The 13,850-nt window shown below is 61.3% G+C and carries 9 protein-coding genes; 4 read left to right on the top strand and 5 right to left on the bottom strand.

The genetic code is table 11. The features are described 5' to 3' along the window. Positions 1 to 782: 782 nt before the first annotated feature. A complete protein-coding gene (locus art_RS04080; RefSeq protein ID WP_038462615.1) occupies positions 783 to 1,070 on the bottom strand; it encodes an HPr family phosphocarrier protein in 288 nt (95 codons plus the stop codon). Positions 1,071 to 1,157: 87 nt separating this feature from the next. Between art_RS04080 and art_RS04075 the strand changes: the two genes are divergently transcribed. Then, positions 1,158 to 1,937, top strand: coding sequence for a GntR family transcriptional regulator (locus art_RS04075; RefSeq protein WP_173425220.1), 780 nt, complete (start codon positions 1,158 to 1,160; stop codon positions 1,935 to 1,937). Between the two features lie 200 nt (positions 1,938 to 2,137). Here the strand turns inward: art_RS04075 and art_RS04070 are convergent, their stop codons facing one another. From art_RS04070 to art_RS04055, 4 genes are all read right to left on the bottom strand, one after another. Then, positions 2,138 to 3,808 (bottom strand): ubiquinol-cytochrome c reductase cytochrome b subunit, encoded by a 1,671-nt coding sequence (locus art_RS04070; RefSeq protein ID WP_038462612.1) that lies wholly within the window; start codon positions 3,806 to 3,808, stop codon positions 2,138 to 2,140. Between the two features lie 2 nt (positions 3,809 to 3,810). Next, complete coding sequence (locus tag art_RS04065) at positions 3,811 to 4,839, bottom strand: ubiquinol-cytochrome c reductase iron-sulfur subunit (RefSeq protein WP_038462610.1); 1,029 nt, start codon at positions 4,837 to 4,839, stop codon at positions 3,811 to 3,813. A gap of 101 nt (positions 4,840 to 4,940) precedes the next feature. Then, positions 4,941 to 5,729 (bottom strand): cytochrome c, encoded by a 789-nt coding sequence (locus art_RS04060; protein ID WP_038462608.1) that lies wholly within the window; start codon positions 5,727 to 5,729, stop codon positions 4,941 to 4,943. A gap of 91 nt (positions 5,730 to 5,820) precedes the next feature. Continuing rightward, positions 5,821 to 6,459, bottom strand: coding sequence for a heme-copper oxidase subunit III (locus art_RS04055; protein WP_173425219.1), 639 nt, complete (start codon positions 6,457 to 6,459; stop codon positions 5,821 to 5,823). 187 nt (positions 6,460 to 6,646) lie between these two features. Here art_RS04055 and trpD point away from each other — a divergent pair, with 187 nt between their 5' ends. The 3 genes from trpD (at position 6,647) to art_RS04040 (ending at position 13,643) form a co-directional block, all read left to right on the top strand. Beyond that, positions 6,647 to 7,711, top strand: a complete 1,065-nt coding sequence (gene trpD / locus art_RS04050) for an anthranilate phosphoribosyltransferase (RefSeq protein ID WP_052135979.1) — start codon at positions 6,647 to 6,649, stop codon at positions 7,709 to 7,711. A 929-nt stretch (positions 7,712 to 8,640) separates the two neighbouring features. Continuing rightward, positions 8,641 to 10,938, top strand: coding sequence for a PQQ-binding-like beta-propeller repeat protein (locus art_RS04045; protein ID WP_082000091.1), 2,298 nt, complete (start codon positions 8,641 to 8,643; stop codon positions 10,936 to 10,938). Between the two features lie 404 nt (positions 10,939 to 11,342). Next, entirely contained in the window at positions 11,343 to 13,643 is a 2,301-nt protein-coding gene (locus art_RS04040; protein ID WP_216699583.1) for a PQQ-binding-like beta-propeller repeat protein, read from the top strand. Positions 13,644 to 13,850: the final 207 nt, after the last annotated feature.

The raw sequence follows: 13,850 nt of genomic DNA, 5'->3' as shown, positions 1-13,850 counted from the left end.
CTCAGCAGCGTAGGACGAGCAGAACACAAAAGGGATTGCCCCGCACCACTGGTGCGGGGCAATCCCTTTTCTCGTTAACGATTGAGGTGACCCCGGCGCAGTGACCCCAGCGCAGTCCATCCCAACGCTCCCTCATCTAACGGGCCTCAGAGAGGAACGCTCCGTCAGTTTTCGGGCTGCACCACATCCTGCCGCGGCTCAAAAACATCGCCACGTCCGCGCCAGGTCTCTCAAGTACGACGACGGCAGCCCACCTTGGTGTGGAAGGGGCCCTGCCGACGTCGTGCTTTGGGCAAAAAGCGTACGCGGGGCAGCCAATGCTGTGCACGGCCGGTTCACGGGTGAGGGAGCTTGCGCTTCCGCCCCTCCCGCTGGCCAGGCGCGTCGAGAATGGGCCTGAGGTACACAAATACGGTGACCATTTCGCGAAAATGGACCCAGCCCGCGAAGAGGGCGCCACTTTGACGCCATGTCACGGGTTGGCCCCATTCTCGACGCGATGAACGGTGGACACGGGAGCGTGCCCCACTCTCGCGCCACCGCACCAGGCAGCGGCCCCACAACATCGGCACGTCTGGGGGCGGATTCTACGACTCGTCCTTTGCCGGTGCTGAGAATCGCCCTCAACCCCGCACGTATCGGCTTGCAGACGGCAAACGCTCCCACACTTAGTGCGGGAGCGTTTGCATGCGGCCTGCCGGAAAGTGGCCACGCGGCCAGGCGGGCATGCAGCCCGGAGGAAGGCAGCGGGGTGAGGAGCCACGGAGGCGCCGGAGCGTCCGCTATGAGGCGTCGGTGAGGTCCGTCAGGAGCAGGAGGGCCAGTTCGTCCACCGCCGTCTGGATGGCGGCCGTATCAGCATCGCAGGGACTGACGCCGATCTCCACCTCGACGCCGTGTTCGAAGTCGGCGCTCATGACGGCAAGCAGCGAACGGCCGTCCACGGCAGCCATGCCGTCCCTGGCCAGGGTGATGGGCAGGCCTGTTCGATTGACTGCGCGCACAAAGACGGCCGCGGGGCGGGCATGCAGTCCGACACTGGCCGCCACTGTGGCTTTCCGGGTGTACATGGGTGACTCCTTGAACGTGTTGAACGGGGTTGTTTCTGTATTGAGAGTAGTCGTGTTTTAGGCTGGTGGTGTCAACAGAGGAGTTTCATGGGCTATTTGGTGCCGCCGGCAAAAGAGATTCCGGGGGAGTTGGACCGGGGTTCCGGGGTGTCCGTCCACATTCAGCTGCGGGAACTGCTGCGCAGCTACATCCTGAACCACAGCAAGGCCGGGCGGCAGCTGCCGTCCGAGCGCGACATGGCCGCACACTTTCAAGTTGCCCGGATGACGCTGCGCCATGCCGTTGAGGCCCTGGTGGAGGAGGAACTGCTGGAGCGGGTGGTGGGTGTGGGCACGTTCGTGGCCCGGACCAAGTTGGATGTCACCCTGAAGCTGACGTCCTACTCTGAGGAAATGGCCCGGCGCGGCATGCGCCCGTCCGCCAGGACCCTCGCCTTTGAACAGATCCCGGCCACGGCGCGCCTGGCGAAGGAACTGCAACTTGAGGAGGGGCAGGCTGTGATCCGCCTGCGCCGGCTCCTGCTCGCCGATGAGCAGCCCATGAGCGTTGACGAGAACTTCATCCCCGCCTGGCGCGTGCCGGGCATCCTGGACGCCGGTCCGCCGTCGTCCCTGTACAACATTTTGGGGGAGCGGTACGGGTTGATCATCGAATGGGGTGAGGACACCATTGAGGCCAACGCCGCCACCCCTTCCATCGCCCGCCTGCTGCAGGTGGATATTGGTGCCCCGGTGCTGCGGACCGAGCGCCACGCCTTTGTCTCCCGCTCCACCGTCGACTACTCGGTATCCTTCTACCGCGCCGACCGCTACAAGCTGCGGGTGCCCCTGCAACGTCCTGGCGTTCGGGCACGGCGCATGTACTAGTCGACGCCGTTTGGAGGCGTTGGGGCGTCGCCTGTGCCCTGAGGGTGATGGCCGACGGCGGAGCTCACCTCCGCATGCTGGCGGCAGCTGCGCTGTTCCTGGCCAGGCAACGCAAAAGCTCGGCCAGGCAAGGCAAAAGCCAGAAGGCGGCTCCCGGGGGAACCGCCTTCTGGCTTGTGTACTAACGAACTCTCACACGGTTAGTGTGTGATTGCCTTGTCGTCTTCACCGGCTTCGATAGCCTCGTGATGGTGACCGGCTTCCAGTTCCGAAGGTGCTGCCGGGGCAACACGATCCTCGAAGAAGAAGCTGCTGAGCCTGCTGCGCGTCTTCTCCGCCTTGGTGACGATCCCGTTTTCGTTCGGGATGCCCTCTTCGGCAACGGGGGACTCGTAGCCAACCAGCTTGTAGCGCTTGTAGTCGTCGAGCTGTGCGTGGATCTCCTGGAACTCGCCGTGCGGCAGGCGCACAATGCGGCCTGTCTCGCGGCCGTGCAGGGCGATCTCGCGGTCCTTGCGCTGCAGCGCCAGGGCCACCCGCTTGGTAATGATGAACCCGAGGATCGGGCCGATGAAGAACAGTGCACGCAACCAGTACGTCACGTCATTGAGGGAGACCTCAAAATGCGTGGCGATCAGGTCAGAGCTTGCAGCTGCCCACATGACGCAGTAGAAGACGAAGCCTGCAACACCAATGGCGGTGCGGGTCGGTGCGTTGCGCGGGCGGTCAAGCACGTGGTGCTCGCGGTTGTCGCGGGTAACCCAGCGCTCAATCCACGGGTAGGCGAACATGACCATGAACAGCAGGCCTGCAGGGAGCAAGGCCGGTCCAAGCACGTTGAACGATATGGTGTTCACGCCCCACGGGAACGGGATGTTCCATTCCATCGGGATGTTGAACAGCCAGCCCGGCATCAAGCGCAAGGCACCGTCAACAAATCCGATGTACCAGTCAGGCTGGGTGCCTGCTGAAACGGGGGAGGGGTCGTAGGGGCCATAGTTCCAGACCGGGTTGATCTGGAAGAACGCGGAGATGAAGGCGATGATGCCGAACACGATGAAGAAGAAGCCGCCAGCCTTGGCTGCATAGACCGGGCCAAGCGGGTAGCCGACGACGTTACGGTCGTTGCGGCCCGGGCCAGGGTACTGCGTGTGCTTGTGGATGACAACCATGAACAGGTGGATGGCGACCATGAGCAGGATCAAGGCGGGCACCAACATGATGTGCATCATGTATAGGCGGCCAACAATGACTGTGCCGGGGAACTCTCCGCCGAACAGGAAGAAGGAGATGTAGGTGCCAACAACCGGGACGGATTTGACCACGCCGTCGATGATGCGCAGGCCGTTGCCGGAGAGCAGGTCATCGGGGAGTGAGTAGCCGGTGAAGCCTGCAGCCATCGAGAGGATGAGCAGGACACCGCCAACAAGCCAGTTCAGTTCACGGGGCTTGCGGAACGCGCCGGTGAAGAATACGCGCAGCATGTGCACGGAGACGGCGGCAACAAACAGCAGTGCGGACCAGTGGTGTACCTGGCGCATGAACAAGCCGCCGCGCACCTCAAAGGAAATCTGCAGGGTGGAGTTGTAGGCCACAGACATTTCCACGCCCTTGAGCGGGACGTAGGGGCCGTTGTAGTGGGTTTCTGCCATTGACGGATCAAAGAAGAACGTCAGGAAGGTGCCCGAGAGGAGCAGGATGACGAAGGAGTACAACGCCACTTCGCCGAACATGAATGACCAGTGGTCGGGGAAGACCTTCCGGCCGAATTCACGCAGGATGCCGGAGCCGCCCACGCGCTCATCAACAAAGTTGGTGATGCGCCCGGTGCTGGTCTTGGGCTCAAACGGTGCTTGAGTTGCAGTAGACATATTTAGCCACGCTCCCAGTAGCTCGGTCCAACAGGTTCGTGGAAGTCGCTCTGCGCAACCAGGTAGCCTTCAGCATCAACTGAAATGGGCAGCTGGGGCAGCGGGCGAACGGCAGGGCCAAAGATGACCTTGCATTCCTGCGTCAGATCGAAGGTGGACTGGTGGCAGGGGCACAGCAGGTGGTGCGTCTGCTGCTCGTAGAGAGCAACGGGGCAGCCAACGTGGGTGCAAATCTTGGAGTAGGCAACGATGCCGTTGTAGCCCCAGTCCTCGCGTCCCGCGGACGGGTTGAGGTCCTCGGGGTTCAAGCGCATCAGCAAGACAACAGCCTTGGCCTTTGCGGCGATCTTGCCCTCATGCAGATCGTTCAGTGATTCGGGAATCACGTGGAACGCGCTGCCGATGGTCACATCAGAGGCCTTGATGGGTGTTCCGTCGGGATCGCGAGCCAACCGCTCGCCTTCCTTCCAGAGAGTGTGCCGCAGGCTGTCGCCCGGCAGCGGGCCAAGGTCGCGGAAGATCGCGATGGCAGGAAGCGGCGCCAGGGCCACAGCACCGATGAGGGTGTTGCGGATCAGCGGGCGGCGCTTGATGCCGGTCTCGTCAACAATGTCGTCAATGATCTTGACGGCGGCCAGGCGGTCTTCTTCGGTCCGCAGTTCATGACGCTCTTCAGCTACTTCATGATCAGGCATGAGGGCCCGGGCCCAGTGCACGATACCCGTTCCAATGCCGAGCATGGCAAATGCCACGCCCAAGCCAAGGAGGGTGTTCTGGATGCGCAAGGTGGCGATGGTGTCATCGAGGCGCACGCCGAAGTACCCAACAAAGAACACCAAGGTGCCAATGATGGAAATGATAAATAGCCATGCCACATGGCGCTCGGCGCGCTTTGCTGCCTTGGGGTCTGTGTCGGCCAGTCGCAAACGATGCGGAGGTAGTCCCGGGTCTTGGAACACATCCACCTCTTGGTGACCAGCCTTAGCTACGGCGTCCGCGCCTGTCGGCGTGCCGTCACTATGGTTGCCCATAATCCCCTCATCCTTCTCTTATCCCGGTACGTGCCCGGGGTCGTCATGTATGTTTCCTGCGGCTGCCACAGCAGCCAAAAATTCGTGTGGCTTCTTGTTGCTTATGAAGTGCGTGAGGTGAGCCAGATGGTGAAGCCGATGATGACACCCAGAACAGCAGTCCAGAGGAACAAGCCCTCGGATACCGGTCCCAGAGAGCCGAGCTTCGCGCCACCAGGTGAACCCTGGTTTTCAATGGTGTTCAAGAAGGTAATGATGTCGCGCTTGCCGTCGGGGCTGATGTTCGCATCGCTGAAGACCGGCATGTTCTGCGGTCCCGTAACCATGGCGCTGTAGATGTGGCTGTTCTCGACGCCGGCCAGCGGCGGGGCGAACTTGCCTCGGGTCAACGCGCCACCAGCTGCTGCTGCGTTGTGGCACATGGCGCAGTTGATGCGGAAGAGCTCGCCACCAACAGCTGCGTCGCCGCCGCCGTCGAGGTACTGCTCTTCAGGCAGCGCCGGGCCGTCACCCAAAGTGGCAACATATGCTGACATTTCGCGGGTCTGCTCGGTGTTGAACTGCTTCGGCTTCTGTTTGGCCTGGGGGCCCTGCATCTGCATGGGCATGCGGCCCGTGCCGACCTGGAAGTCGACTGCTGCAGCACCAACACCGGCAAGGGACGGTCCTGCGTCCGTGCCATTGGCGCCGAGGCCGTGACAGGTGGCGCAGTTGGCGACAAAGAGCTTCTCGCCCTCGTCCACCTGATGCGCCGTAAAGGTGGTGGTATCGGCCTTGGCCTCATTCACGGTTGTGACAACGGCGTATAGCCCACCTGTCAGCATGAGCCCCAGCACTAGCAGCGCTAGTGCAGCCAGCGGATGACGTCGCTTCTGCGAGAGTGCCTTCACTTGGTGGTTCCTTTGATCTATATTCGGCAGCCCCGATGTAGGGCTGCAAATGCTTGTTCTTACCTTGGGTGGCAGAAAGCTGGTTGTCAGCTTACTTCAGGACGTAGATGACCAAGAAGAGGCCAATCCACACGACGTCCACGAAGTGCCAGTAGTAAGAAGTCACGATCGCGCTGGTGGCTTCGAAGTGTCCAAACTTCTTGGCTGCGTAGGCGCGTCCAATGATGAGGAGGAATGCAATAAGTCCGCCAATCACGTGCAGGCCGTGGAAACCTGTCGTGATGTAGAAGGCGGAGCCATAAGGGTTGGAATTCAGGGTCACGTACTCGGACGTCAGCATGGCGTATTCGGTCGTCTGACCGGCAACGAATACTGCACCGAGAACGAAGGTCAACAGGAACCACTCCGTCATTCCCCACTTGGAGAACTGGAAGAGGCGTCCGGTGCGGCGAGGCCGAAGGTTCTCCGCGGTGAAGACACCCATCTGGCAGCTAAAGGAGCTAGATACCAGGATGAGGGTGTTCACCAAGGCGAACGGGAAGTTCAGCTTGGCCGTTTCTTCAGCCCACATTCCACCAGTGGTGGAACGCAGCGTGAAGTACATGGCAAAAAGGCCGGCAAAGAACATCAGCTCACTGGCCAACCAAACGACGGTTCCTACAGAAACCATGTTCGGGCGGTTCAGCGTCGGATGCGCCGGGGTACTGGGGGCATGGGTCGCAGTTGTCACATAGACATTATGTCCATAAAACCCCAATAGAACCCAATGCAAAATGCCGATTGCGCGATCTTTTTCTACAAACCTGCGAAATTCCGGTGTATTCCCAGCTTAAACCCAGATCTGTATGCACAACACATGCTCTGTGTCAATGGTCACAAAGCATCCGGTTGGCCTGATTTCGTCTAATATCTGGAGAGTGAATCCTCTGCAAAACGCTTCCGCCGACGCCCGCACCTGGCCAAATCTTGTCGCCGCATTGATCTCCGGGGAGAACCTGGACCAGGACGCCACCCAGTGGGCGATGAACCAGATTATGGCCGGAAATGCCACGGATGTGCAGATTGCCGGGTTCCTGGTTGCCTTGCGTGCCAAGGGTGAAACCGTGGCGGAAGTGACCGGCCTGGTGGAGGCCATGCTCTCCAACGCCCGCCCCATGCAGGTGGAGGGGGACGCCCTGGATATTGTGGGCACGGGAGGGGACCGCCTGAACACCGTCAACATCTCCACCATGGCCGCACTTGTGTGCGCCGGCGCCGGTGCCACCGTGGTCAAGCACGGCAACAGGGCCTCCTCCTCGGCGGCCGGGTCCGCCGACGTACTGGAAAAGCTCGGAGTGCGCCTGGACCTGCCGGTTGAGGCTGTCACCAGGGCCGCCTCCGAGGTTGGCATCACGTTTTGTTTTGCCAACCTGTTCCACCCCTCCATGCGGTACGCGGCCGTTGCGCGCCGTGAAATTGGTGTGCCCACCGCCTTCAACTTCCTCGGCCCGCTGACCAACCCGGCCCGCGTGGTTGCCTCCGCCATTGGTGTTGCCGATGCGCGCATGGCCCCGCTCATGGCAGGAGTCCTGGCCGCCCGCAACATTCGCGCCCTGGTGTTCCGCGGCAGCGATGGCCTGGATGAATTGACGACGACGGGCACCTCCACCATCTGGGAGGTGCGGGACAATAAAATTACGGAGAGCAGCTTTGACCCGCTGGACCTGGGCATTCCCCGGGCCACGATTGAGCAGCTGCGCGGCGAAAACGCCGAATTCAACGCCGCTGTTGTGCGCCGCATCCTCGACGGGGAACGCTCGCCCGTCCGTGACGCCGTGGTTTTGAATGCGGCGGCAGGCCTGGTGGCTTATGACAGGACAAGCTCGGGCACGCTGTTGGAGCGGATGAAGTTTGCCATGGCGCGTGCCGAGGCCGCTATCGACGGCGGGGCTGCCGCTCATGTGCTCACCAGTTGGGTGGCACTGAGCAGCAACGTGGACTAGCGGGGGCTTTCCGAAACATCCGGTGCCGTGGCCGATTGCCTCGTATTTGTGGCTCTTGTGGCTCTATCGTGGATGCTTCAGCCTGGGGCCCACCAAGCCGGCTGTCTGTGTTCAAGCCGTTTTCGCCCTCGCTGTCTTCGCCCTGGCTGTCTTCGCCCTCGCCGTTTTCGCCCTGGCCGTCTTCGCGTTGGCTGTTTTCGGCAGGGGCGCAGAGCACCCCGTCCAGGTCTCCCCGACGGTGTGTGACAGGCCAGATCATTCGATCCCAGCGGCTCCGCCGAGGGTTGGCTGGAGACTACGCGCCGAGAAGGGGTCAAACTCGCAGCATCCTGAGCGTGTTTCGCCGAAAATGGTTCAGGCTCGCGAGAAGGGCGCAACCTTGGTGGCATTTCGCGGCTCCGGGCCATTCTCGGCGAAACAAGAAGCCACACGCTACGACCCAGGGTCATTCTCGACGAAGCACACACCCTCCCGTACGAGTTTCCCGCACCCTGCACCAGGAAACAGGGCCGGTGTCCGGTATCTGAGCGATGAATCGCCACAACAGCCCTCCAGCTGAGCGAAAGGGTTTCAAGACGTGACGGTCCGACGGCGTGAAGACGTGACGGTGCAACGGCGAACCCACCCACGGAAAAGTCACAAGAGCCGTAAAACTGGGCATTTTCAAAAAGCCAGTGAACCCCGGCGGGAGGGCCGTCGTGGCAGTGCATCGAGCCGACGGGGTGCCTCTTCTGTTCAGTTGCTGTTCACTTTTTTGAGAGGGCTGGACAGGGCAGGGGTGGAGTGGACCATACTGCTGGGGAGCGCTTTCCCGACCGGGAATCCATGAACGACAGAGTCTGCACGTTGGGCTGTGTGCCCAGTCCGCACCCCATTTTCGTGCCGTTTCATGCGCGAGCACAGCCACGCCCTCAAGCAAAGGAATTTCCATGCAGAGTTCATTTTTGTCACGTCGGACAGCCATGAAAGCGGGAGGCGCAGCCGGATTGACAGCCGTCCTTGCAGCCGCGGCGGCAGTCAATCCGGCTGCAGCCCAATCTTTGCTGGGAAGCAGCCCTGCCCAAGGCGAACCAATCATCACCGACCTGGGTCCCGCCGTCGTGCAGTTCTCCTTGATGAGTGCCCAGTTGGTTGGCACGACGCTGTTCATCGGCTCGCGCAACATTGCACCGGTACGGATCGTGGCGTTGGATGTGCCCACTGGGCGGGTCGTTGGCCAGACTGCGATCGGCACGGGCGACACCATCCAGGCCATGTCTGTTGATGCTGCCGGGACAACTCTTTACGCGGGTGTTCTGCAAAAGAGCACCGGGCCGCAGCCGAACCTGTACCGTTGGGATCTTGCCGACCTGGCCAGGCCCGCGGAGCCCCTCGGCACCATCGGTGACCGCGACGTGCGCGATCTCAGTGTGGCCCCGGACGGACACGTATTTGCCGTTGGCGGCGGATCCAACACCGCCCCGGCCCTGTGGGAATACGACCCCACCACCGGTACTGTTATCAGCCGTGGCATCCCGGAACCGAGCGCAACACTGGCACGGGCCGTCGCCGCAACGGACGATACCGTGTTCTTTGGTGCCGGCAGCACCCTTGGCGGTGGGGGAGGCACGAGCCGAGCATGCCTCTTCGCCTACGATCGGGCGAGCGGGACGCACACACCGATCACACCAGCCGAAATGGAAGTTGACCCCAGCATTCGGGATCTTGCGATCTTTGGCAGCCAGCTGATCGTGGGAACAGCAGCATCTACCGAGCCGGCCAAGATTGCGGTGGTGGACACTGGCAACCTGGCGTCCTACCAAATCGCTACGTCGATAGGAACCACGGCAAAGAACTTTGCGCGCGTTGGAGACATTCTCTATTTCGCCAACGAGGTGGGACTGAACCAGTACGACCTTGCTACCCATGAAATTTCCGAAGTCACGTTCGACGGTCCGGACCTTGGCGAGATTTGGGGTGTGGATGTGATGGGCGGCAACGTATTGGTCACCTCGGCCTATGGCTTCATCGCCAACATCGACCCCGTTTCCGGCAATTGTTTGACGACGGACCTGGCGGAAGCTGGTGCTTCGGCGGATGCGCAAACAGCCATGGGCATGGCGGCTGGCGGCGGCTACATCTACGTGGGCGGCAACGGTGTTATTGCCCGTCACTCCATGCACGGCGACCCCACCATCCACCTCCAGTCTCCGGGCGAAGCCAAAGATGCGATCGTACTGGGAGCCACGCTGTACACCGGCCAATACAGCGGCCAAGGCATCTGGAAATACGACCCCAATGACGGCCAGCCGATCCGCCAGGCCGCTGCGTTCCCCAAGGCGCAGAACCGGCCCCTTGACGTCAGCTGGGATAACCATCACCAATTGATCCTTGTCGCTGCCCAGTCGGATACGGAAGCGGGCGGTTCCTTGTGGACCTACGACCCCGTGACGGAGGCGTCCGGCCATTTCATCAACCCCATTGACGATGTCCAGCTTTTGCGTGCCGTTGTGGCCCGGGAAGGTGTGGCCTACTGCGGTGGCGGCGGTCCGGGAACGATCGACGGCGGGACCATCATGGCTATTGACCCGACCACCGGGGCGGAGCTGTGGCGGATGGATCCGCAGGACTCCGGGACAGCTGCGCTGGCCCTTCAGGGGCACAACCTATACGCACTTTCCCGCCGGGGCACGTTGCTGGTCATTGATGTGCGCAACCGCCAGGTGATGCACCAGAAGAGCATCCGCCCTCTGGCTGAGGGTTTTGGTGCCCTGCTGACTAATGCTGGTGTTGTTTACGGTGTCTCTGGAACCACTGTGTTCTGCTTTGACCCTGTCACCTTCGAGGTGTCCACCGTACTGGGTGATACCCAGGGAGGTTGGTTCAGCGGGCGGCATCTGGCCAATGACGAGGACGGGAACATTTACTCTTTGCGCGGACGAAACCTGGTACGCATCGAGGTTCCGACGTATCCGCAGACAGACATTGGGGTCACCTGCCGTTCCATTGGCCGCAACGTCACGCTTCAGGTGACGGCCCAAAACGTGGAGCAGATACCGGTGGACGTTTTCATCTCAACGCCGTACGGGGAGAAGCAGTTCAAGAACGTACAACCAGGCAGGAACGCTTTCCATTCGTTTACCGCCCGCCTGCCGGAACTCCCTGCAGGGGAAGTTGTCGTGCGGACCAGCATTTTGGCAGGCGGAGAAGCCATCGTCAGTAGCAAGACCGTCAGCTACGGCGATTAAAGCCAAACCAGCACAGGTGACCCGCAGCAGTGGTTGAAAATGGGCAAGAATATCCTGTTTCAGCCGCTGCTGCGTCAGTTTGCAAGTTGGCGGTGTTGTTGCACAGGTGTCGTGGCGTGGCCGAATGAGCTCCAGACGAAAGTGGGGCCGGGCTGCATGTCCAACGACTTTGTGAAGTTGATCCAAAAGGACAGTCGCGTGTTCAGGTTATGTTCACTTGTGCGGAAACACTGGAAGCATGTGGGTGAGCTGGGTCATACTGCTGGAGAACGCTTTCCATGGGTGGAGGACCACCAGTGGCAGTCGCTGACGACAGGAGTCGCGGCTGATCAGCCCGGGCGCTTGACTCGATCAGCGCAGGCACAGGCGTCGTGCAGATCCAGCCTTCAAGCAAAGGAAATTCCATGCAGAATTCATTCTTGTCACGTCGGACAGTCCTCAAGGCAGGCGGGACGGCTGGATTGACGGCCGTTCTCGCTGCCGCAGGCGCCGGCGCTGCCTCGGCGTATTCCCCCCTGGGAAGCAGCCCGGCGCAAGGCGAGCACCAAGTCTTCGACTTGGGTCCTGCCGTTGTACAGTTCTCGCTGATGAGCGCCAAGCGGGTGGGAAATATCCTCTACATCGGGTCCCGAAACCTGGAACCGGCCAGGGTTGTTGCTCTTGACTTGACGAGCGGGCAAGTGGTTGCCCAGACCACGCTGAGCAACGGCGACACCGTGCAGGCCATGGGGGTGAGCCCTGATGAAGGCACGCTTTACCTGGGCATCAACCAAAAGAAGAAGGGCCCGCAGCCCAACCTCTTCAGCTGGGACCTCGCCGATCTGAGCAACCCGGCAACCCCCATCGGCACCATGGGCGACCGGGACGTGCGTGACATGAGCGTGTCACCCGACGGGCATGTTTTTGCCGTGGGCAATGCGGCGGGCAATCCGCCCTCGTTGTGGGAATACGATCCCGCACTGGGAACCGTTGTCAGCCGCGGAATTCCAGAACCAACGGCAACCCAGGCCCGCGCCGTGGCTGCCACCAACACAACTGTATTCTTCGGTGCAGGCAGCTCACTGGCCGGCAACAGTGAATCCAGCCGGGCCTGCCTGTTCGCCTACGACCGGGCCAGCGGGGAGTTCACCTTGGTCACGCCTCCGGAAATGGAGAATGATCCCAGCATCCGGGGCCTGGCCATCCATGGCGAACGCCTCCTGGTAGGTACGTCGTCGACGCTGGAGCCGGCCAAGGTGGCCGCCATGGATTTGTCCAATTTGGCGTCCTACCAGTTGGCCGTATCGCTGGGCGTGACTGCCAAGAAGTTCACCAATATTGGCGATGATGTGTATTTTGGCAACGACGACGGCCTGTGCCACTACGACCTGGCCACGAATACGGTCAGCCAGGTTGATCTCGGCAGTGAAGACCTGGGGGAGATTTGGGGCGTTGACGCCCACGGCAGCCAGGTTCTGCTGACCTCGTCATTCGGCATTGTTGTCACGGTGGAGCCAGCGGCACGCACCTACACCGTGGTGGACCTGGGGGAGGCCGGTGCCGAAGCCGACCCACAGAAGGTCATGGGCATTGCGGCGGGCGGTGGATACATCTATGCCGGTGGCAACGGCACGATCGCCCGCCACTCCATGTCGGGGGCGCCCACCACCAACCTGAGGGCGCCCGGCGAAGCGAAGGACGCCGTCATGGTCGGCAGCACCATGTACACAGGGCAATACAGCGGCCAGGGCATCTTGATGTATGACCCCAACGACGGCTTGCCCATCCGTCAGGTCGCGGCATTTCCGAAGTCCCAAAACAGGCCCCTGGACGTTCTTTGGGATGAGACCAATCAGCTGGTGCTGGTGGGAAGCCAGTCGGACACCGAGGGTGGAGGGTCACTGTGGACCTACGATCCGGCTACAGGGGAATCGCAGTGCTTCATCAACCCCATCGATGATGCCCAATTGATCCGGGGCGTTGCCACCCGTGACGGCATTGCCTACCTGGGCGGCGGCGGTCCCGAGTTGCTCGACGGGGGAACCATCACCGCATACGACCCTGTCAAGGGGCAGGAGCTGTGGCGCATCGAAGCCCAGGGATCCGGCACCGCGGCCATGGTGGTGGAGGGGCAAAATCTCTACGCACTCTCGCGGAACGGATTCATCACCGTGATCGACGTGGTGACGCGCAACGTCATTCACCAGGCTGATATCAGCGTCCTGTCCCATGGATTCGGGGCACTGATCAACAACGGCGGTGTGGTCTACGGGGCGTCTAAGACCAACGTCTTCCGCTTCGATCCGGTTTCCTTTGCCGTTGCAGCCGTTCTCGCCGAAACCGACGCCGGCTGGTACAGCGGCTCACACCTGGCCAATGACGAGTCGGGGAACATCTACACCCTGCGCGAGCGCAACCTGGTGCGCATAGAGGTGCCCGTGCTGTCCAAGGTTGGCATCGACGTGTCGGCACGGTCGGTCGGGCGGAACAGCATGCTGCAGGTCACCGTCAGCAACGCTGAAAACGTGCCTGTGGATGCTGTCATCGCCACGGCCTACGGTGAGAGGCGATTTAGCAATGTCCAGCCCGGCAAGAACGCCTTCCATGCCTTCACCGTCCGTTCGGCCTCCCTGCCCGCTGGTGAGGTAGGTGTTCAGGTCCTCGCCGTTGTCGGTGGCGAGACCGTGAACAGTACCCGGAGCGTCAGTTACGGCGCGTTCGGCTAATCCACCGGTCAGACCCATTTTCGGTATGCAGGGGTGGCTGTGGAGCGGATGAATCCTTCCAATGTCACAACCACCTCTGCGGGTCAGCTGGCATTCGTGCTGGCCCTGGCAGATGAAGGACTTCACGTTCGTTTGCCATCTTTTACTGGGAAAGTAAGCCGAATGGACAGTCATATGTTCACTAACTGTTCATTTGTGCGAAATAAC

This window comes from Arthrobacter sp. PAMC 25486 (genome assembly GCF_000785535.1).
Taxonomy (GTDB): domain Bacteria; phylum Actinomycetota; class Actinomycetes; order Actinomycetales; family Micrococcaceae; genus Specibacter.
The sequence above is the reverse complement of the archived record's forward strand: the minus strand, read 5'-3'. Positions and strand labels throughout refer to the sequence as shown.